We start from the raw sequence: 20,301 nt of genomic DNA, 5'->3' as shown, positions 1-20,301 counted from the left end.
TCTTAGAGTTTCAGGCGGGCAAGGATTTGGGCGGCGCGTTGTTCGACCGGGCCTTTGCGAATTTCGACCAGTTCATAGCCGCATTCATGATAGGTCCGGCACAGCACGACATATGTTCTGACGGCCTCGGAGAAGCTTTGTGTGCGTGCCGTATCGTTTTTATAGATTTCCGACCAGGGCGGCAGGACGAACGCCACCCGGTGATAGCGATAGGTATTGATCGCGCGGATGAGGTCGGGGTTTTCCGGTAATCCAGAAAGCCTGCGGTGCGCCAAGGTGTCGGGCAGGCCGCGGTCACAGAAAACCGTGCGCGGGTGGTTCTGGATATCTTCCTGCCATGCGCGAATGAATCGTCGGAACATCAGCCCGGCATAGGCATCATTATCCTCCCACGGCAAGGCGGTGCCGCCGCGTTCAAGCTGCTCTTCGATGATGGCACGCGCCACCTCGGGGCTGGTGTCAAAGCCCCGGTCATCAAGATGATTGATCAATGTGGTTTTGCCCGTACCGGGACCGCCGGTAAGGACAACAAGGTTGGACGTTATGGGTGTTTGCATTCGTGTTCGTGTCTCCGCAAGCACGCCGTTCTGGTCGGGCTTTGCGGCAAGGGGATGGCAATATTGTTGTTGGTTTTGGGTATTGGCGAGATCTGTATGATCTGCGCAAGACGCGCTTTTACCGGCTTGGCCCTGCAAGTCAATTGCCAAGTCAACGGCAAAGAAAATGCGGTGACGCTTTGTTGCCGGGGATTAGACGCAGCCTTCGATCAATGTGATTGCATCGCTGCCAGCATGAATGGCGATGACCGTGCCGCTTTCATCAATCTCAAAGCGGATGCCGTGCGTTTTGGCGTCATCCTGCCACCAGGTGACATAGCGCCCGTCCGGGCCAAGATATTCATTTTCTTCCTCGATCAAGGTTTGGCCGGCAAAGGCGGCATACACGTCTTCCTTGGTCGATCCAATGGAAAGGCCATTGCGGGTGCGCACGAGGCTTGTGGCAACATCATGCTCGTCACCATAAAGCGACACGCGGGCAAGTTTGCCATCAAGGACCATGTAGCCCAGTCCGGACGGATCCAGATCGCGTTGCAGATAGGTGCAGCTTTCATCATCGCCGGCAATAAAGGTATCAAGGTTCGGGCCGATCACATCGCGCAGTTCATCATCGCTCATGCCGATCTTGGCCGGTCCATAGCCCTGTTCGGACAGGTTGGCGATGCCCGTGGCAATGGCATCGGTAATGACAAGGTCAATAATCGCCGTGCTGCCGTCATGGCGGATTTTGCGCGGTGTCACGGTCTGGTGCAGATGGACTTGCGGCCAGCCGTTGCCGGCAATCCAGTCATCGGGGAAAAGCAGGTTGCTTTGCGGTTGCAGGCACAGAAGGTCGGCCTTTTTCAAAACATCCTTGTGGCGCGCCTTAAGCACGAGCGGAATATCCATGCAGATGGTTTGCGGGACATCTTCCATCCAGCTGACCGGGACGCCCGGACCATCGCAATTCTCGGGATCGGGGCGGAGTTCGCAATAGGACGGAACGATATTGTCCATGACGAAATCAAGCCGCATCGGACCTTTGCCCGCCGAAAACACAAGCGTTTCAAGCGCCTCTTCGTTCGGCTCCAGCCACTGAAAATGGTTGATCATCCAGGCAGTGCTGGCACGCATGTCCATGACCGCAAAGGCGGCCGGGCGGTCCATGTCGGACATTTCCGCCGTGCTGTCATCGGTCGCACTGGCATGCGCGCCCGTTGCGATCAGGGGCGAGACGGCGACGAACAAGGCGCTGAGATATCGAAGGCTTGCGGGCATGTTTTACTCTCGGTCACAACATGTCTTGTTTTGTCTCAGAAGCTTACGCCAGTTTTGGAGAGCTTCACAGTGCAAACAATTGCATGACGATCAGCCTAGCCATGCGGTTTTTCGATGCGTGCAAGAATATGATCGGAAACCAGTTGTGCCGAGGGTGAAAGCCGATGGCCGCGCGCGGTGATCAGACTATAGGGTTTAATTTCAATCACGCCATCAAAGGGCAGTTCGGTAATCAGCCCTCCACTGGTCAGAAGGGTTGTGACTTCCTCGGCCATCGGGGCGATGGCGTTGGTGTCTGATAGGGTCGCCAGCGTCACCAGAAGGGATGCGGAATTCAAACTCGAATGCGGCAAGGGCAGGTGGCGTGAAATAAACACATCCTCGATCGTGCGACGCATTAGGTTGCCCGGCGGTGGCAAGATCCATTCGAACTGGGCAAGGCGGGCCAGCGTGATCGGTTTGTTGCTTTCAAGCAGCGGATGGCCGGTCCGAACCATCAGGCGGATTTTCTCGCTCCTGATTTCGCGGATGTTAAACAGGCGTGGGTCCATGTCCTCGGGCACGCGGCCAATGACAAAGTCATGATCACCGGCCAGCAAATCCTTGATTAGCAAATGCGACGGTCCGACGCCAACATGGGCTTCAAGCAACGAGTTGACGGCCTGGACGCTTCGGATGGCGGGCACCACCAGTTCAACGGCCGCTGCGGTCACAGCGCCAATGAAGACAGTGCCGCCACCATGTTTGATGTCCTCGATCTCGCGTTCGGCTTCGCGGATTTCAATCAGCATGCTGCGCGCGCGTCTGGCAAGGGCGCGTCCGGCATTGGTCATCTCGATCCCGCGCGCACTTCGGACACACAAGCGCGCCTCAAGGATGTTTTCCATCTCAGACAATAGTCTAGAGGCCGCCGGTTGGGATGTCTTGAGCATGTCAGCCGCCAGACTGATCTGACCGGTCTCTTCCATCGCGACAATCATGCGCAGATGACTAAGCTTAAGCCCCCTCTGAAACAGGTTGCCAGAGCGGAAAAGCAGGGATTTCGCAGAACTGAGCGGGAGCAGATTGGATGTCTTGGCCATAATGGATTCCTCCGGTATGGCGTGATTTTAGTATATCAATTTTGATATGCAAGTTTCGAAAATGTTTATTTGATTGTTATGTAGGGCGTCTGAATAATGGCGCCGTGTCCTTTGGGAAATAGGATGCAATATCAATTGAAAACAAAGACACGACGTATGCAGGTCACGAATGCCTGTGAAAGTCGGGCGTAAAGAATAATGGCATGTATGCCGTGTCTTTTAGGGAGGATAGCTATGAAACGTCTCGGTGCCGTAATGGCAGGGGTCGCCTTTGGCGCGGCCGCAATGATGAGCCCGATGATTTCCGGCGGTTACGCCCATGCCGATGAAAAAGGCTATGTCGGGATCGCAATGCCCACCAAATCTTCGGCACGTTGGATTTCCGACGGAAATTCCATGGTCGAGCAGTTTGAAGCTGCCGGCTACAAAACCGATCTTCAGTACGCAGAAGACGATATTCCCAACCAGCTGTCCCAGATCGAAAACATGATCGTTAAGGGCGTCGACGTCCTTGTGATCGCGGCGATTGACGGCACCACGCTTTCGAATGCGCTGGAAAACGCAGCAGCAGCAGGCATCAAGGTCTTCGCCTATGACCGCCTGATCGTTGAAAGCCCGAATGTCGATTATTATTCCACCTTCGACAACTTCCAGGTCGGCGTTCAGCAGGCCACCTCGCTGGTTGATGGCCTGATTGAATCGGGTGAGCCGCCCTATAATGTTGAACTGTTCGGCGGTTCGCCGGATGATAACAACGCGTATTTCTTCTATAACGGTGCGATGTCGATCCTGCAGCCGCTGATCGACGAGGGAACCATCGTGATCAAATCCGGCCAGATGGGCATGGACACGGTCGGTACCCTGCGTTGGGATGGTGCGGTTGCTCAGGCCCGTATGGATAACCTTCTGTCGGCACATTACACCGATGAAGAAGTCGATGGTGTTCTGTCGCCGTATGACGGGCTGTCGATTGGTATCCTGTCGTCGCTTAAAGGCGTTGGTTACGGTTCCGGCGATATGAAAATGCCGATCGTGACCGGTCAGGATGCTGAACTGCCGTCGGTCAAGTCGATCCTGGCTGGTGAACAGTATTCCACCATCTTCAAGGATACCCGTGAACTTGCACGCGTGACCGTTTCGATGGTGGACAGTGTCCTTGCAGGCGAAAAGCCGACCATCAACGACACCAGCACTTACGACAATGGTGTGAAGGTTGTTCCTTCCTACCTGCTTGAGCCGATCATGGTTGATAAATCCAACTGGGAAGAAATCCTTATTGGTTCAGGCTATTACACCAAAGACGAAGTGCAATAAGCGCTTAGGCATTGAAGGTCCCGGCGTTTGCGCCGGGGCCACTTTTCTTAGGGTTTCTAGGGCAACTCGCCCGACTGGTTTCCAGGAAAACAAAGACCAAAGCAGACGAAGACGCCGTTGCAGTGTCAATGGCAGTGGGAGGACCGGATGGATACCATCCTGGAAATGAAGAACATCACCAAGACCTTCCCGGGTGTGAAGGCACTGGATGATGTCAGCCTCAAAGTTGAACGCGGGGAAATCCACGCGCTTTGTGGCGAAAACGGTGCAGGTAAATCCACCCTGATGAAGGTGCTGAGCGGTGTTTATCCGCACGGAACCTATGAAGGTGACATCCTTTATGATGGTGGGGTGCAGGAATTCAAGGATATCCGCGACAGTGAAGAACGCGGGATCATCATCATTCACCAGGAACTGGCACTTGTGCCGTTGCTGTCGATTGCCGAAAACATTTTTCTGGGCAACGAAATCAGCGAAAATGGCGTGATCAACTGGCCTGCGACCTTTGCGCGCACCGGTGAGTTGCTGTCAAAAGTCGGTTTGAAAGAAAACCCGGCGACGTTGGTCACCAATATCGGTGTTGGCAAACAGCAACTGGTCGAAATTGCCAAGGCGCTTTCGAAAAAAGTGAAGCTGCTGATCCTTGATGAGCCAACAGCCAGTCTTCAGGAAAATGACAGCCAGAAACTGCTCGAACTGTTGCTGGAATTCAAGGCGCAGGGCATTACCTCGATCCTGATTTCGCATAAGCTCAATGAAATCAACCGGGTGGCAGACCGCATCACGGTTATCCGCGATGGCAAGGCGATTTCGACCCTTGATGCGCGCGGTGGCAACATTACCGAAGACCATATCGTCAAGGACATGGTCGGGCGCGATATGGCGCACCGCTATCCGGAACGCACGCCAAGTATCGGTTCAGGCAAGTTGATGGAAGTCCGCAACTGGTCGGCAACCCATCCGCTGCATCCCGAACGCAAGGTCGTTGATAATGTCAGCATTGATGTTGCGGCCGGTGAAGTTGTCGGTATTGCGGGCCTGATGGGCGCTGGTCGGACCGAACTTGCCATGAGCATCTTTGGTCAGTCCTATGGCACAGATATTTCCGGTGAAGTCCTGATCAATGGCACGCCGGTCGATGTATCGACCGTGGAAAAGGCGATTGCATCGGGACTGGCCTATGTCACCGAAGACCGCAAGGAAATGGGTCTGATCCTTGAAGAAAGCATCACGACCAACATTACACTGGCCAATTTGCCGGGTGTTTCGGAAAACGGTGTTCTCAATGACGGCGCAGAACGATCTGTTGCCGAGGAATACCGGGAAAAAATCAACATTCGAACGCCTAATGTCGCACAGAAGGTGATGAACCTTTCGGGCGGCAACCAGCAGAAAGTCGTTTTGTCAAAATGGCTGTTTGCGGCACCCGAGGTGCTCATTCTTGATGAGCCGACGCGCGGCATCGATGTCGGGGCGAAATACGAGATTTATACGATTATCAACCAACTGGCAGCCGACGGTAAGGGGGTCATCATGATCTCGTCGGAAATGCCGGAGCTTCTGGGCATGTGCGATCGCATCTACGTCATGAACGAAGGTGAGATCAAAGGACAGCTTGCGGCAAAAGACGCAAGCCAGGAAGCAATCATGCGCATGATCCTGAAAGGCTGAGGAACAGACAATGACGGATACTGAAACCAAATCAATCGGCTACTATCTGCGCACCCACATTCGTGAATACGGCATGGTTGTTGCGCTGGTTGCCATTCTGGCCTTCTTCCAGGTCCTGACCGGCGGCATCATGCTCAAGCCGGTCAACCTGACCAACCTGTTCCTGCAAAACAGCTATATCATCATCATGGCTGTTGGCATGTTGCTGGTGATTGTTGGCGGCAATATTGACCTTTCGGTCGGCTCTGTCGTTGGCTTCATCGGTGCGCTGGCCGCCGTGATGATCGTTAATTGGGATTTGCCAACCGTTCTTGTCGTTCCGGTCTGCCTGATTGCCGGGGCCATCATTGGTGCAGCCCAAGGGTATTGGGTGGCCTATTGGCGCATTCCGTCCTTTATTGTGACGCTGGCAGGGATGCTGGTGTTCAAGGGCTTGACGCTGGCACTTCTGGGCGGGGCATCGGTTGGTCCGTTCCCCGACAGCTTCCAGGCGATGTCGTCGGGCTTTATCCCGGACTTCTTTGGTGGTCTGATCGAAGGACGCTTTAACGTCTTTTCGATGACGCTGGGTGTGGTTCTGGCGGCATTGCTGCCGATCCTTGGTCTGCGTTCGCGCGCCAAGCAGGAGAAGTTTGCCGCGGTCGAAGAACCGATGGCCGTATTTGTCATCAAACACGCGGTTGCGGGGATTGCGATCCTGTTTGTGACCTATCTGCTGTCGACCTATCGCGGATTGCCAAACATTCTGGTGATCATGGCGGTTCTGATTGCGATCTTTACCTTCATCACCAACTCAACCACCCTTGGTCGTCGTATCTATGCGCTCGGCGGGAATGAAAAAGCAGCCAAGCTTTCGGGCATCAATACCAAACGCCTGACCTTCTTCACATTCGCCAATATGGGCATGTTGGCCGCCCTTGCCGGGCTGGTTTTTGCCGCCCGTCTGAATACAGCAACGCCAAAGGCAGGTCTTGCGTTTGAGCTTGACGTTATTGCCGCTGTCTTTATTGGTGGCGCGTCGATGTCAGGCGGTGTTGGCAAGGTCATTGGTGCCGTCGTTGGCGCATTGATCATGGGTGTCATGAATAACGGGATGTCGATTATCGGTGTCGGTATTGACTGGCAGCAGGTGATCAAGGGCCTCGTGCTTTTGGCGGCTGTGATCCTCGACGTCTACAACAAAAACAAGGCGTAACAACACGATGGCGCGGAACGATACGCATCGGGGTCACACCAACCGGCTTCACCATAATTGGTTTATGGCGCCGGTTGCTGATGCGTGTCGTTCAAAGTCCTGTGTGCGGCCATCCCAACCGTACATCACCGGATCCGTCACGATAATAAGTCAAAAAGGAAAACGGGCATGACGAAGTTCAAACCGGCACCCTGGCCGCGTACCCTCCGCTCGCAAGAGGGGTGGTTCGGCGGAACCAGCAAGGACAATATCTATCACCGCAGCTGGATGAAGAACCAGGGCTTGCCATCGGATCTGTTTGACGGACGTCCGGTGATTGGCATTTGTAACACCTGGTCGGAACTGACCCCATGTAATGCCCATTTGCGCGATCTGGCCGAACGCGTCAAACACGGCATCTACGAGGCTGGTGGTCTTCCGCTTGAATTCCCGGTGTTTTCCACTGGTGAAAGCACGCTGCGCCCGACCGCGATGATGTTCCGTAACCTTGCATCCATGGATGTCGAGGAAATGCTGCGCGGAACGCCGCTTGATGGCGTTGTCCTGATGGTCGGCTGCGATAAAACCACGCCCTCGCTTCTGATGGGGGCGGCCAGCGTTGATATCCCGGCGATTGTTGTCACCGGTGGGCCGATGCTCAATGGCAAATGGCGTGGTGAGGATATCGGATCGGGCACATCGCTGTGGCAGCTTTCCGAGGACCGCAAGGCCGGCAAGATCAGCACCGAAGATTTCCTCGAAGCTGAAATTGCCATGTCGCGGTCGCCGGGCTCGTGCAACACCATGGGTACCGCATCCACCATGGCCAGCATGGCCGAGGCGCTTGGTATGGCGCTTTCGGGTAATGCGGCCATTCCGGCCGTGGACAGCCGCCGTCGCGTCATGGCGCACATTACCGGTCGCCGTATCGTTCAGATGGTCAAGGATGACCTGAAACCGTCTGACGTTATGACCAAGGAAGCGTTCGAGAACGCCATCCGGGTCAACGGCGCAATCGGTGGTTCGACCAACGCGGTTATTCACCTGCTTGCCATTGCCGGACGTGTCGGCATCGATCTGTCGCTTGATGACTGGGATCGGTTGGGCCGTGATATCCCGACGATTGTGAACCTGCAGCCGTCTGGTGACTACCTGATGGAGGAATTCTTCTATTCCGGTGGTTTGCCTGTGGTGATCAAGGCACTGGCCGAGGCTGGCAAGCTTCATAATGATGCCCTGACCGTCTCGGGTGAAACCATGTGGGAACAGGTCAAGGATGTCCGTAACTGGAACGAAGACGTTATTCGTCCGTTCGAAAAGGCCCTGACCGCCAGTGGTGGCATTGCCGTTGTCAAGGGCAACCTGGCCCCGAATGGTGCGGTCCTGAAACCGTCGGCTGCAACCCCGGAACTTCTGACACATCGTGGTCGGGCTGTGGTGTTTGAAGACATTGATGATTACAAGGCCAAGATCTATGACGAGGACCTTGATATCGATGAAACCTGCATCATGGTTCTGAAAAACTGCGGTCCGAAAGGCTATCCGGGCATGGCAGAGGTCGGCAATATGGGCCTGCCGCCCAAGGTGCTGCGTAAAGGCATCACCGACATGGTCCGCATTTCAGATGCCCGCATGAGCGGCACGGCATACGGCACGGTGGTGCTTCATACCTCGCCCGAGGCCGCGGCAGGCGGGCCGTTGGCCGTCGTTAAGAATGGCGACATGATCGAACTTGATGTCCCCAACCGTCGCCTGCATCTCGATATCAGCGATGAAGAGCTGGCCCAGCGCCTGAAAGCCTGGAAAAACAGCGTTCCGGTCCCGGAAAGCGGCTATGCCTCGCTCTATTACAAATCGGTCATTGGTGCCGATCGGGGGGCTGACTTCGACTTCCTTGTCGGTCATCGCGGCAAGGCAATCCCCAAAGACAGTCATTGATTGATCCTGTCGGGATTTGATTTCCCAGATCACATGCCGCGGGGGGCGGTATGTGATCCACTCCAGACCGGCCAGTATTGAATTGCTGGCCGGTTTTGCTTTGTCAGGCGCGATTAGCAATACCGTTCATCGCCGATACAAGGTCGGCATAGGCGGTCACAACCGCATCCGCACCAAGCGATTTGGCCCGGGCGTCATCGACTTCCATGGCAGCGGCAATCGCATGAATGCCTGCCGCACGGGCGGCGTTTACATCATTGGCGTGATCGCCGACCATGATGGCGGTGTCGGTTGATTTATCAAAACCAAGCTGCCCCAGCACAAAGCCAAGGAAACGGCCATCAGGCTTTTTGACCTCAAAGCTGTCGCCACCAGCGATGACGCTAAACAGATCGGCAACGCCAAGCTTGGTAAGGATTGCCTTGCACGGCGCTTCGGGTTTGTTCGACGCCAGCGCAATAGTCCAGCCATCTGACTTCAGTTGGCGCAGGACCGTTTCGGCATTTTCAAACAGGCGGGTATAGGCGTAGTCGGTTTCGACATATCGCGCGTTGAAATCGATGTTGAGTTCATCAAGCATCGCGTCAGAGGGCTCTGATCCGCGTGCGGCAAAGGCGCGTTTGGTCAGCATCCATGTGCCATCACCCAGCATGGCTTCAATATCATGACGAACAAGTGGCGCATGCCCGTGGGCCGCCAGCAAATCATTCATCGCAAACAGGATGTCATCGACGCCGTCAATCAGGGTGCCATCAAGGTCGAACAGAATGAATTTGGCCATCGGGTGGGGCTCCTTGGATGTGAATTAGCGGCAGTGGTGACAAGTGCAGCATGGTTTATAGGAACTTAACGGAAACCGTGCCATTAACAATCGGTAACATCTGCTAACAGCTGGTAACAAAACGTGATTCTTTATGGGCTTTTGCTGTCCGGGAATATGTTCTAAGACTTGCTGCGAACGGGAATATTTGCATCACACTTCATCGTGATGGTGCCTGCAAAGGGGATGCTGCGGAATGGCGCAGCCAACAGGGTTATAAATGTCGCTTGAACTGAGTGTTGTTGTTTTGGCCGCCGGGATGGGCACGCGCATGAAAAGCGCAATGCCCAAAGTCATGCACAAGGTCGCGGGCAAGCCGATGGTGGGTCACGTGATTGATACCGCTTCCCACCTGAAGGCCGCAAAGACCATGGTCGTTGTCGGCCCGGATATGCCGGACCTGATCAAGACCGTTGCACCGCATCCAACCTTTGAACAAACAGATCGCCTTGGCACTGCGCACGCCGTTCTTGCTGCCAAGGATGGCTTGAAGGGGCTTACGGGCAATGTTCTGGTGCTCTATGCTGACAGCCCGCTTTTTACCGCCGAAACACTGGCCCGCCTTGTTGCCGCGCGCGAAGAAAATGATCATGCGGTGGCGGTTCTGGGCTTCCGGCCCGAAGACCCGACCGCTTATGGCCGTTTGGTCACAGATCAGAACGGCAACCTGACCGCGATTGTCGAGGACAAGGAATGCGACGACGCGCAGCGTCAGATCAATTTCTGTAATTCCGGTGTGATGTGTTTTAAGGCCGAGGACATGATCACAACCCTTGAGGCGATTGATAACGCCAATGCCAAGGGTGAATATTACCTGACCGATGCGGTCGAAGTGGCGCAAAAGAACGGCCAAAGCTGTGTCGCGGTCGAGGTGGACGAGGCAGAGACACTTGGTGTCAATTCCCGCACCCAGTTGGCCGTCGCCGAAGCCATCCTGCAAAATCGCTTGCGCGAAGCCGCAATGGCTGAGGGCGCGACGTTGGTTGATCCGGCGTCGGTATTTTTCAGTGCCGATACCAAGCTTGGCCGTGACGTCATTGTTGAGCCGAATGTTGTCTTCGGACCCGGTGTGACCGTCGGCGACAATGTCGTGATCAAGGCGTTCAGCCATCTTGAAAGCTGTGTGGTTGGCAATGGTGCCGATATCGGGCCGTATGCCCGTTTGCGTCCGGGGGCTGAAATCGGTGCCGGGGCGCGGGTTGGCAACTTTGTCGAGATCAAGAAGGCCGTGCTTGAGGCCGGGGCCAAGGTCAATCATCTGAGCTATATCGGCGATGCCCGTGTCGGTGCCAAGGCCAATATCGGCGCCGGGACGATCACGTGCAATTATGACGGTTTCCGCAAACAGCATACCGACATCGGGGCAGGGGCGTTTATTGGCTCCAACTCGTCGCTTGTCGCCCCCGTCGAAATTGGCGATGGCGCAATTGTTGGCGCGGGCAGCACGATCACCGGCAAGGTCGAAGCCGACGCATTGACCCTGACCCGGGCCGAGAGGATCGAGAAAAAGGGCTGGGCGGCCAAGTTTCGCGAAAAAATGCGCGAACTGACCGGCAAGAAATAGCCCAAAACAAAGATTTTGAAATTGCCGCCCACATTTACGGGTGGCCAGACGACACGCGATATAAAGCAGGAAGAAAACCAATATGTGCGGCATTATCGGGATTATCGGCAAAGACAGCGTTAGCGATCGCATTCTTGAAGGCCTCAAACGTCTTGAATATCGCGGTTATGACAGTGCCGGGATTGCGACCCTGGTCAATGGCGATATCGAACGCCGCCGCGCAGAAGGCAAGCTGATCAATCTTGCCAACCGTTTGGCGGACCAACCGCTTGCTGGTGATGTTGGTATTGGCCACACCCGCTGGGCAACCCATGGTGTTCCGACCGAAAACAACGCCCATCCGCATACCGATGGCAAGGTTGCCGTTGTTCATAACGGCATCATCGAAAACTTCCAGGAAATCAAGGCGGAGCTTACTGCCAAGGGGCGGGTATTTGCCACCGACACCGATACCGAGGTGGTCGTGCATCTGGTGTCCGATTTCCTTGATCAGGGCAAAAGCCCGCGTGACGCCGTGGCCGCGACCCTGCACCGCATTGAAGGTGCCTTTGCGCTGGTGATCATGATTGCCGGTCAGCATGACGTCATCTTTGGTGCCCGTCGTGGAACGCCGCTTGCCGTTGGTTTGGGCGAGGGCGAGATGTATCTTGGTTCGGACGCGATGGCGCTGTCGCACCTGACCAACAAACTGATCTATCTTGAAGAAGGCGACTGGGTCGAAATGACCCGCGATAGCGTTCAGGTGCGCGATGAAAATGACGAAGACGTCACCCGCGAAACCAAGCTGTCGGCGGTTTCGGGTGCCATGATGGGTAAGGGCAATTACAATCACTTCATGCAGAAGGAAATCTTCGAGCAGCCTGCGGTGATTGGCGATACCCTGCATGCCTTCATCAATCCGGCGACCCAGACCATCAAGCTGCCGGACATGCCGTTTTCCTTTGCCGATGCGTCGCGCCTGACGATTGTCGCTTGCGGCACGTCCTATTACGCCGGTCTGGTGGCAAAGCATTGGGTGGAACGCTATGCCGGTCTTGGTGTCGATGTCGATGTCGCATCCGAGTTCCGCTATCGCTGCCCTCCGCTGCCAAAGGGTGGCGTTGCCCTGTTTATTTCGCAGTCGGGCGAGACGCTTGATACGCTGGCTGCCCTTCGCTACGCCAAATCCAAGGGCCAGAAGATCGTTTCCATCGTCAACGTGCCCGAAAGCACGATTGCGCGCGAAAGTGACGTGGTGCTTCTGACCTATGCCGGCCCGGAAATCGGGGTGGCGTCGACCAAGGCGTTCACCACGCAGCTGACTGTCCTGGCTTGCCTCGCGGTGACCATCGGACGCGAAAACGGCACCCTTGCCAAGGACGAGGAAGCAGCAATCGTAACCGCACTCACCGAGGTGCCGAAACATGCTGCCGAGGTCCTGCATCATGATGAAGCGCTCAAGCAGCTTGCCCTTGATGTCGCCGATGCGCGCGATGTGCTTTATCTCGGTCGTGGTCTTGGCTATCCGATCGCGATGGAAGGGGCGCTCAAGCTCAAGGAAATTTCCTATATCCACGCCGAAGGTTATGCAGCGGGTGAAATGAAGCACGGCCCGATTGCCCTGATTGACCAGTCGGTTCCGATCATTGTCATTGCGCCGTCTGACGAGCTGTTTGAAAAAACCGCATCCAACATGCAGGAAGCGGCGGCACGTGGCGGACGGGTGATCTTTATCTCGGATGCGCCGGGGCTTGCCAAGCTGGGTGATATGGCCTCTGCCACGGTTGAGCTGCCCAAGGTCGCCGACTTCGTCGCACCGATCCTTTACACCATCCCGGTTCAGATGCTGGCCTATCATGTTGCAGTCCACAAAGGCACCGATGTCGATCAGCCACGCAACCTTGCGAAATCAGTAACGGTTGAATAATCACCGCGATTATTCAAAATTATCAAAAAATGCCGGATGCAATCGCGTCCGGCATTTTGTTTGCGCTTTATGGGATGGCGACACGAAAGGTGCACAAAAGTAACATTTCTTTGCAATAAGTTAACCGAAGGTTCGACACTATCGTTTGCGCAATGTAATCTCGTAGTGACGACGTCGGTTCCAAGCCACAAATTTTCAATGAGAGCAAAATGAAAGTTATCGTGACGGGCGGTGCAGGTTTTATCGGGTCTGCTGTTTGTCGGCTGATGACCGGGTTGAAGGGCTATGAAGTCCTTAATATCGATAAACTGACCTATGCGGGTGATCTGCGGACGTTGGCGTCAATTTCCGCACGCGATAACTACCATTTTGCCCATCAGGATATCTGCAACCGGGACGCCATTGCCAAACTGTTTGATGAATTCCAGCCCGATGCGGTGATGCATCTGGCGGCGGAAAGTCATGTTGATCGTTCGATCGACGGACCGGCTGATTTCATTCAGACCAATGTGGTTGGCACCTTTACCCTGCTTGACGTCGCACGCGCCTATTTTGAGAAGCTGTCGGCAGGCAGGCGAGCGACATTCCGGTTCCACCATATTTCGACAGACGAGGTTTATGGATCGCTTGGCAGCGAAGGGCTGTTCACCGAAGAAACGGCTTATGCGCCGACCTCACCTTATTCTGCCAGCAAGGCAAGTTCGGATCATCTGGTGCAGGCGTGGCACCATACCTATGGATTGCCCATCGTCATCAGCAATTGTTCCAACAATTACGGGCCGTTTCAGTTCCCGGAAAAGCTGATCCCGTTGATGGTGCTGAACCTGCTGCATGGCAGGAAGCTTCCGGTTTATGGCGAGGGTTTGAATACGCGCGACTGGCTGCATGTTGAAGATCATGCAGAGGCACTGGTCAAGATCCTGACCGAAGGCCGCATTGGCGAGAAATACAATGTTGGCGGCTGTAACGAACTGACCAATATCGATGTCGTGAAACGGATATTCGATACAGTCCGCGCGATCATACCGGACATCGCATTCGACAGTTTTGATGGCGCGGTGACATATGTAAAGGACCGTCCCGGTCACGATTGGCGCTATGCCATCGATCCAACCAAAATGCAGAATGAGTTGGGTTGGAAGCCGAAATACGATTTCGAAACCGGCCTGCGGCAAACCATTGAGTGGTATGTGAACAATCGCGCATGGTGGGAGCCGATTTTACAGAACAAATATGCCGGAGAACGTCTGGGAAGTGCCAAGGGGCAAGCCGATGCCTAGAATACTGGTCTTTGGCAAAAATGGTCAGCTTGCCAGGTGTCTGGCTGCATCCGCGCATGAATTTCCCAAAGCCCAACTGACCTTTGTTGGTCGGGAAGAATGTGATCTTGAGGATGCGTCCCAAATCGAGCCCGTTATCGACAGCGTGCACCCGGATATTGTTGTCAATGCAGCGGCCTACACTGCGGTCGATTTGGCTGAGCAGCAGGAAAATATCGCGTTCAAGGTTAACGGCGATGCGGTTCGCGCAATGGCGCAGGCCCTTGCCAAACGCTCCGTCTCGCTGATCCATGTCTCAACGGATTATGTTTTCGACGGGAAGGGAACAAAGCCTTATCGCGAGGAAGATGCTGTCTCGCCCTTGGGTGTTTACGGCAACAGCAAGCTTGCGGGTGAAGTTGCCGTAAAAGAGACACTCCAAAACTATCTGATTTTGCGCACATCCTGGGTCTATAGCCAGTTTGGGAAAAACTTCGTCAAAACCATGCTTAATCTGATGGCGCAAAGGGATGAAGTTCGAATTGTCGATGATCAGACCGGATGCCCGACAAGCGCCCATGATCTGGCACATGCGATTCTGGAGCTTTGTTGTGTGGCGATCTCTGCCGAGTTTGATAAATTCGGCACCTATCACCTGACCTCAGATCAAGAAATGACATGGTTTGAGTTTGGCAAAAGCATTCACAAGATCGCTTTGCAGGAGTGGGGTGAGGATTGGAAAGGCAAAGATTGTGTGGTTTTGCCAATCAAGTCCTCGGAATTTCCAACGGCGGCAAAAAGGCCAGAATACTCTGTAATGTCTTGCAGGCTTATCAATGATACGTTTGGTATCAAGTTGCCAAATGTAGAGGACAGCCTGACGGCTGTTATCAGAGGGCTTGGGAAGGAAAATTCGGATGCGTAAAGGGATCATACTGGCAGGCGGTACAGGATCGCGTTTGCACCCTTCGACACTGGTTGTCTCCAAGCAGCTGCAGCCCGTCTATGACAAGCCGATGATCTATTATCCGCTGACTACATTGATGCTGGCGGGAATCACAGACATCCTGATTATCAGCACGCCCCGCGATGTGCCGCTGTTCAAAGATCTGCTCGGTGATGGTTCGAAATGGGGGATCAGCCTTCAATATGCGGTTCAGCCTGAACCCCGCGGCCTTGCCGATGCGTTTATTGTCGGTGCGGATTTTGTTGGGAACGATCCGTGCTGTTTGATTTTGGGTGACAATATCTATTTTGGGCACGACCTGACGAAATTGTTGGGCAACGCCATGGCCCAATCCGATGGGGCGAGCGTGTTTGCCTATTACGTTCAGGATCCCGAAAGGTATGGCGTGGTCGAGTTTGACCGCAATGGTGTGGCCCTGGATATCGAGGAAAAACCGGCCAACCCCAAATCGAATTTCGCCGTGACGGGGTTGTATTTTTACGACTCAGATGTTGTCGACATTGCCAAATCGATCAAGCCGTCCAAGCGTGGTGAGCTTGAAATTACCGATGTTAACAAGGCTTACCTTAAGCGTGGCACGCTTAAGGTCGAGAAGATGGGCAGGGGCTATGCCTGGTTGGATACGGGAACGCACGCTGCGATGCTTGAGGCCGCCAATTTTGTCCGTACCGTCGAGAGCCGCCAAAGCCTCAAGATTGCCTGTCCTGAAGAAATCGCGCTGAGAAAGGGCATGATCACGGTCGAACAGTTTGAAAAGCTTGCGAGTGAGTTTGGCGAGAGTTCTTACAAGGCATATCTTCAGACGGTTCTGCGAACCTACGATATCCTGTGAGCGGAACTAGAATACCGGGTTCTCTCGATAGCTCGCAAAACTCATGGCTTTCTCGTCTTTTGCCGACAGCGTGACCTGGTTTTCGTCAAACGGCCAGTCGATGCCAAGGTCCGGATCATTCCACATGATCGCGCGTTCGCTTTCCGGAGCATAAGGTGCTGATACCTTGTAGTTCACTTCCGTGTTCGGCTCGAGCGTGACAAAGCCGTGGGCGAAACCGGCGGGAATGAATATCTGGTTCCAGTCTTCTGCGCTGATTTCAGTCGATACCCATTTCCCGAACGTCTTTGACTTGGCGCGAATGTCGACTGCGACATCCAGAATGCGGCCTCTGATGACCCGAACCAGCTTGTCTTGGGCAAAGGGCGGGCATTGAAAATGCAGTCCTCGCAGCACACCGACATTGCTCGATAAAGAGTGATTGTCCTGCACAAACTGCGGATCGATGCCAGCTTTGGCAAAGGCTTCCAGATTATAGGTTTCAGAGAAAAAACCCCGCTCATCGCCAAATTTCTTCGGGAAGATCAGCTTAACATCGGGAATTTCCAGCTCTTCAAATTGCATCCGTGCTGCCTTGTGCAGGGTAAATTAATTCGTCCAGACTATGGATAGCAGAAGCTTGGCCTTCGTGCATATGCGCATTTTTATAAAATTCTGAGCTTGGCAATTGAATGGGCGGTCGGCTTTATCAAAGCTGCGGCACCCGTCGTTGCGATTACTGATTCTGGGCCTTGCGAAATGGATCCGTTAGCGCGACGAGGGCAGAGAACTTTTTCATGAAGGGGGCGAATTCCGCGCCAAGATAATGATAAAGCGGCAAGACCGAAATTGTTTCCTCGATTACCGGTGCTGGTGTGTTGCCCAGGATGCCCTGTGTCAGCATGTCGTCGATATTGCTATCTGCGGACAGAAAACGCGTGATGCGCCCTTCGGCATAGGCCTGGTGCTTTTCGGTATTATACATCATTGGCTTGTGCGTGATGCCGGTTTTGGCCGTATCGGCATGGACGTACTTTTCCTGCCATATCACGCCGAGCGTAAAGGCAATCGGCGTTGACGGGTCTTGATCGTTCGGATTGCGCCAAAGCCGGTTTGCGATCTCGCGCAGGGCAACCGATGATCTGACAAAGGCGCGCGAATAGTTCTTTTCAGCGGCAACCGCACGCAGCAATTCACCGTCCACCAGACCTTCATTGAAATGCAAGGGGCCGCGACGCCCCGGCAGTTTGACGGCCTGAAGCGGGCAGCCGAGATCCGCATAGAGTTTTTGCAAGATCACAATCGACTTCTGCGACATCGGGTCATTTTCGACATAGGCAATCTTTTTCGGGCATTCGACATCGGCCTCATCGGCCCAAGCATCAGTGCTGATTGTTTGCGAAGAAAACAAACCGACTAGGGCAAATAACAGAAAAGCAGGCGCCATCAGCTCTTGTCGTTTGCCTGAAGGCCCGGACGTCAGGGCCGATGAATTTTTACTGCATGACATTTTCTGCAATCCGGGTGTTTGCGCGGTCATTGGACGTTATTTGCGTTCTTTGGCTGGAGCTTAGACGTGAAACCCGCTTTTTCATAGGTGTTTGAACCATGCATCTTCGTCGCTTGAACCGGATCTGCCAAACAGCCCTTTGACAAAAGCAAGTGTGACAGCCCGATATATATTCTTTTGCGGTGTTGTGTCGGGGCTTGTTTCCCGGGCATGAAAATGTTTTGATCAGCCCGCTTTAAAACGGGGGCGGATTTTTGCTGCGCTGCGTGCGCGGAAATCGCCAAAAATCGTGACATTTCTGCGTCTTTTTACATCTCCCTATTGACTTTGAACTGGTACTCCAATAAATGCTGTTAGCACTCGCCGGGGGTGAGTGCTAATACGGGCTCATCCCGGTTAGTCTTAGTTATTAACGAGCCTTAGCTTAAACACGGAGTTGTCTAAAATGAAGTTCCGTCCGCTGCATGATCGAGTACTGGTACGTCGTGTCGAATCCGACACCAAAACTGCCGGTGGCATCATTATTCCGGATACCGCCAAAGAAAAACCGCAGGAAGGCGAAGTCATCGCTGTTGGTTCTGGCGTTCGTAAAGAAGATGGCTCGGTCGTAGCCCTCGACGTCAAAGCAGGTGACAAAGTCCTGTTTGGCAAATGGTCGGGCACCGAAGTCAAGGTCGACGGCGAAGAGCTGTTGATCATGAAAGAATCCGACATCATGGGCATCATGGACTAAGTCAGCCCGTTTGGGTGATTTGTCCACGTTCATCCGTCTCATAGAGAGGAAAGAATATTATGGCTGCTAAAGAAGTAAAATTCTCCACTGACGCACGCGCCAAAATGCTGCGCGGTGTCGACATCCTGGCAGATGCTGTCAAGGTGACCCTCGGCCCGAAAGGTCGTAACGTTGTTATCGAAAAGTCCTTTGGCGCACCGCGCGTGACCAAGGACGGTGTTTCGGTCGCCAAAGAAATCGAACTGACCGACAAGTTCGAAAACATGGGCGCACAGATGGTTCGCGAAGTCGCGTCGAAAACCGCCGATCTGGCTGGTGACGGCACCACGACCGCAACCGTTCTGGCACAGGCCATCGTTCGTGAAGGCAACAAGTCTGTTGCTGCCGGCATGAACCCGATGGACCTGAAGCGCGGTATCGACCTTGCGACAACCAAAGTGATCGAATCCATCCAGAGCCGTGCACGTAAAGTTGCCGGTCGCGATGAGATCGCACAGGTTGGTAACATTTCTGCTAACGGTGACCGTGAAGTCGGCGACATGATCGCAGAAGCCATGGAAAAAGTTGGCAACGAAGGCGTTATCACCGTTGAGGAAGCCAAAGGCCTGCACACCGAACTCGACGTTGTCGAAGGCATGCAGTTCGACCGTGGTTACCTGTCTCCGTACTTCGTAACCAACCCGGAGAAAATGGTCGCAGAAATGGATGCTCCGTACATCCTGCTGTTCGACAAGAAAATCTCCTCGCTTCAGCCGATCCTTCCGCTGCTTGAGTCGGTCGTTCAGTCCGGCAAGCCGCTTCTGATCATTGCTGAAGACATCGAAGGCGAAGCACTGGCAACCCTGGTTGTCAACAAGCTGCGCGGTGGTCTGAAAATCGCTGCTGTTAAAGCACCGGGCTTCGGCGACCGTCGTAAAGCCATGCTCGAAGACATCGCCATCCTTACCGGTGGTCAGGTTGTCTCCGAAGATCTCGGCATCAAGCTGGAAAGCGTCACCCTCGACATGCTCGGTACCGCGAAATCGGTTACCATCACCAAAGAAGAAACCACCATCATTGATGGTGCTGGTGAGAAAGCACAGATCGAAGCACGCGTTGGCCAGATCCGCGCCCAGATCGAAGAAACCACCTCTGACTACGATCGTGAAAAACTGCAGGAACGTCTTGCGAAACTCGCAGGCGGCGTTGCAGTGATCAAAATCGGTGGCGCTTCGGAAATCGAAGTGAAAGAACGCAAAGACCGCGTTGACGATGCCCTGCACGCGACCCGCGCTGCTGTTGAAGAAGGCATTGTTGCTGGTGGTGGTACGGCTCTGCTGTACTCTGTCAAAGCCCTCGAAGGCCTTGAAGGTGAAAACCACGACCAGACCATCGGTGTTGACATCGTTCGCCGTGCCCTGCAGGCACCGGTTCGCCAGATCGCACAGAACGCTGGCGTAGACGGCGCTGTTGTTGCTGGCAAACTGCTTGAGCAGGACGACGTAGAGTTCGGTTACGACGCTCAGAAGGGCGAATACACCAACCTCGTCAAAGCTGGCATCATCGACCCGGCCAAAGTTGTTCGTACTGCTCTGCAGGACGCAGCATCGGTCGCTGGCCTGCTGATCACCACCGAATGCATGATCGCCGAGAAAGCCGAAGACAAATCGGCTGGCGGCGCGCCTGACATGGGCGGCATGGGTGGTATGGGCGGCATGGGTGGCATGGGCTTCTAAGCCTTACCCAACCGACCTATCGC

17 protein-coding genes are annotated in these 20,301 nt (G+C 54.4%); 11 read left to right on the top strand and 6 right to left on the bottom strand.

Annotated elements, in window-relative coordinates; all coding sequences use genetic code 11:
* Positions 1-2: 2 nt before the first annotated feature.
* The 3 genes from WBY09_RS13715 to WBY09_RS13705 form a co-directional block, all read right to left on the bottom strand.
* On the bottom strand, positions 3-557 hold the full coding sequence (locus WBY09_RS13715; protein ID WP_336233012.1) for an AAA family ATPase: 555 nt from the start codon (positions 555-557) through the stop codon (positions 3-5).
* 192 nt (positions 558-749) lie between these two features.
* Complete coding sequence (locus WBY09_RS13710; RefSeq protein ID WP_336233011.1) at positions 750-1,814, bottom strand: hypothetical protein; 1,065 nt, start codon at positions 1,812-1,814, stop codon at positions 750-752.
* Between the two features lie 95 nt (positions 1,815-1,909).
* Positions 1,910-2,896: a LysR family transcriptional regulator gene (locus WBY09_RS13705; RefSeq protein WP_336233010.1), complete on the bottom strand. Its 987-nt coding sequence runs from the start codon at positions 2,894-2,896 to the stop codon at positions 1,910-1,912.
* Positions 2,897-3,130: 234 nt separating this feature from the next.
* Between WBY09_RS13705 and chvE the strand changes: the two genes are divergently transcribed.
* From chvE to araD, 4 genes are all read left to right on the top strand, one after another.
* On the top strand, positions 3,131-4,210 hold the full coding sequence (chvE, locus tag WBY09_RS13700; protein ID WP_008890506.1) for a multiple monosaccharide ABC transporter substrate-binding protein: 1,080 nt from the start codon (positions 3,131-3,133) through the stop codon (positions 4,208-4,210).
* 147 nt (positions 4,211-4,357) lie between these two features.
* Complete coding sequence (gene mmsA / locus WBY09_RS13695; protein WP_336233009.1) at positions 4,358-5,881, top strand: multiple monosaccharide ABC transporter ATP-binding protein; 1,524 nt, start codon at positions 4,358-4,360, stop codon at positions 5,879-5,881.
* A 10-nt stretch (positions 5,882-5,891) separates the two neighbouring features.
* Entirely contained in the window at positions 5,892-7,076 is a 1,185-nt protein-coding gene (gene mmsB, locus WBY09_RS13690) for a multiple monosaccharide ABC transporter permease (RefSeq protein ID WP_336233008.1), read from the top strand.
* A 168-nt stretch (positions 7,077-7,244) separates the two neighbouring features.
* Positions 7,245-8,993, top strand: a complete 1,749-nt coding sequence (gene araD, locus WBY09_RS13685) for an L-arabinonate dehydratase (protein ID WP_286791083.1) — start codon at positions 7,245-7,247, stop codon at positions 8,991-8,993.
* A 103-nt stretch (positions 8,994-9,096) separates the two neighbouring features.
* Here araD and WBY09_RS13680 read toward each other — a convergent pair whose 3' ends face one another.
* The gene (locus WBY09_RS13680) at positions 9,097-9,774 is read right to left on the bottom strand and encodes an HAD hydrolase-like protein (protein WP_197147164.1); all 678 of its coding nucleotides are present in this window, start codon (positions 9,772-9,774) and stop codon (positions 9,097-9,099) included.
* A 259-nt stretch (positions 9,775-10,033) separates the two neighbouring features.
* On the opposite strand from WBY09_RS13680, the gene glmU reads away from it, so the two are divergent.
* The 5 genes from glmU to rfbA all read left to right on the top strand — a co-directional run bounded on the left by glmU (position 10,034) and on the right by rfbA (position 16,341).
* Positions 10,034-11,377, top strand: a complete 1,344-nt coding sequence (gene glmU / locus WBY09_RS13675; RefSeq protein WP_197147165.1) for a bifunctional UDP-N-acetylglucosamine diphosphorylase/glucosamine-1-phosphate N-acetyltransferase GlmU — start codon at positions 10,034-10,036, stop codon at positions 11,375-11,377.
* Between the two features lie 82 nt (positions 11,378-11,459).
* Complete coding sequence (glmS, locus tag WBY09_RS13670) at positions 11,460-13,283, top strand: glutamine--fructose-6-phosphate transaminase (isomerizing) (RefSeq protein ID WP_197147166.1); 1,824 nt, start codon at positions 11,460-11,462, stop codon at positions 13,281-13,283.
* Positions 13,284-13,492: 209 nt separating this feature from the next.
* The gene (gene rfbB / locus WBY09_RS13665; protein WP_197147167.1) at positions 13,493-14,563 is read left to right on the top strand and encodes a dTDP-glucose 4,6-dehydratase; all 1,071 of its coding nucleotides are present in this window, start codon (positions 13,493-13,495) and stop codon (positions 14,561-14,563) included.
* On the top strand, positions 14,517-15,467 hold the full coding sequence (gene rfbD / locus WBY09_RS13660) for a dTDP-4-dehydrorhamnose reductase (protein ID WP_245227904.1): 951 nt from the start codon (positions 14,517-14,519) through the stop codon (positions 15,465-15,467). Before rfbB ends, rfbD begins: the two co-directional genes overlap by 47 nt.
* Positions 15,460-16,341: a glucose-1-phosphate thymidylyltransferase RfbA gene (rfbA, locus tag WBY09_RS13655; RefSeq protein ID WP_064781648.1), complete on the top strand. Its 882-nt coding sequence runs from the start codon at positions 15,460-15,462 to the stop codon at positions 16,339-16,341. Before rfbD ends, rfbA begins: the two co-directional genes overlap by 8 nt.
* Before the next feature lie 6 nt (positions 16,342-16,347).
* Here the strand turns inward: rfbA and rfbC are convergent, their stop codons facing one another.
* Entirely contained in the window at positions 16,348-16,905 is a 558-nt protein-coding gene (rfbC, locus tag WBY09_RS13650) for a dTDP-4-dehydrorhamnose 3,5-epimerase (RefSeq protein ID WP_064781647.1), read from the bottom strand.
* 151 nt (positions 16,906-17,056) lie between these two features.
* Complete coding sequence (locus WBY09_RS13645) at positions 17,057-17,767, bottom strand: hypothetical protein (RefSeq protein ID WP_287444168.1); 711 nt, start codon at positions 17,765-17,767, stop codon at positions 17,057-17,059.
* 508 nt (positions 17,768-18,275) lie between these two features.
* Here WBY09_RS13645 and groES point away from each other — a divergent pair.
* Both groES and groL read left to right on the top strand, forming a co-directional pair.
* Positions 18,276-18,563, top strand: coding sequence for a co-chaperone GroES (gene groES / locus WBY09_RS13640; RefSeq protein WP_008890518.1), 288 nt, complete (start codon positions 18,276-18,278; stop codon positions 18,561-18,563).
* 59 nt (positions 18,564-18,622) lie between these two features.
* Positions 18,623-20,278: a chaperonin GroEL gene (gene groL, locus WBY09_RS13635; protein ID WP_063088383.1), complete on the top strand. Its 1,656-nt coding sequence runs from the start codon at positions 18,623-18,625 to the stop codon at positions 20,276-20,278.
* Positions 20,279-20,301 lie beyond the last annotated feature (23 nt).

It is taken from the genome of Thalassospira sp. CH_XMU1458, from assembly GCF_037027205.1.
Classification (GTDB): domain Bacteria; phylum Pseudomonadota; class Alphaproteobacteria; order Rhodospirillales; family Thalassospiraceae; genus Thalassospira; species Thalassospira tepidiphila.
This window is presented reverse-complemented; position numbering and strand designations above follow the sequence as displayed.

What these genes read in the sequence shown, in the direction of transcription:
- WBY09_RS13715 (WP_336233012.1), bottom strand. Translation starts at nt 557, where the DNA reads ATGCAAACACCCATAACGTCCAACCTTGTTGTCCTTACCGGCGGTCCC.
- WBY09_RS13710 (WP_336233011.1), bottom strand. Translation starts at nt 1,814, where the DNA reads ATGCCCGCAAGCCTTCGATATCTCAGCGCCTTGTTCGTCGCCGTCTCG.
- WBY09_RS13705 (WP_336233010.1), bottom strand. Translation starts at nt 2,896, where the DNA reads ATGGCCAAGACATCCAATCTGCTCCCGCTCAGTTCTGCGAAATCCCTG.
- chvE (WP_008890506.1), top strand. Translation starts at nt 3,131, where the DNA reads ATGAAACGTCTCGGTGCCGTAATGGCAGGGGTCGCCTTTGGCGCGGCC.
- mmsA (WP_336233009.1), top strand. Translation starts at nt 4,358, where the DNA reads ATGGATACCATCCTGGAAATGAAGAACATCACCAAGACCTTCCCGGGT.
- mmsB (WP_336233008.1), top strand. Translation starts at nt 5,892, where the DNA reads ATGACGGATACTGAAACCAAATCAATCGGCTACTATCTGCGCACCCAC.
- araD (WP_286791083.1), top strand. Translation starts at nt 7,245, where the DNA reads ATGACGAAGTTCAAACCGGCACCCTGGCCGCGTACCCTCCGCTCGCAA.
- WBY09_RS13680 (WP_197147164.1), bottom strand. Translation starts at nt 9,774, where the DNA reads ATGGCCAAATTCATTCTGTTCGACCTTGATGGCACCCTGATTGACGGC.
- glmU (WP_197147165.1), top strand. Translation starts at nt 10,034, where the DNA reads ATGTCGCTTGAACTGAGTGTTGTTGTTTTGGCCGCCGGGATGGGCACG.
- glmS (WP_197147166.1), top strand. Translation starts at nt 11,460, where the DNA reads ATGTGCGGCATTATCGGGATTATCGGCAAAGACAGCGTTAGCGATCGC.
- rfbB (WP_197147167.1), top strand. Translation starts at nt 13,493, where the DNA reads ATGAAAGTTATCGTGACGGGCGGTGCAGGTTTTATCGGGTCTGCTGTT.
- rfbD (WP_245227904.1), top strand. Translation starts at nt 14,517, where the DNA reads ATGCCGGAGAACGTCTGGGAAGTGCCAAGGGGCAAGCCGATGCCTAGA.
- rfbA (WP_064781648.1), top strand. Translation starts at nt 15,460, where the DNA reads ATGCGTAAAGGGATCATACTGGCAGGCGGTACAGGATCGCGTTTGCAC.
- rfbC (WP_064781647.1), bottom strand. Translation starts at nt 16,905, where the DNA reads ATGCAATTTGAAGAGCTGGAAATTCCCGATGTTAAGCTGATCTTCCCG.
- WBY09_RS13645 (WP_287444168.1), bottom strand. Translation starts at nt 17,767, where the DNA reads ATGGCGCCTGCTTTTCTGTTATTTGCCCTAGTCGGTTTGTTTTCTTCG.
- groES (WP_008890518.1), top strand. Translation starts at nt 18,276, where the DNA reads ATGAAGTTCCGTCCGCTGCATGATCGAGTACTGGTACGTCGTGTCGAA.
- groL (WP_063088383.1), top strand. Translation starts at nt 18,623, where the DNA reads ATGGCTGCTAAAGAAGTAAAATTCTCCACTGACGCACGCGCCAAAATG.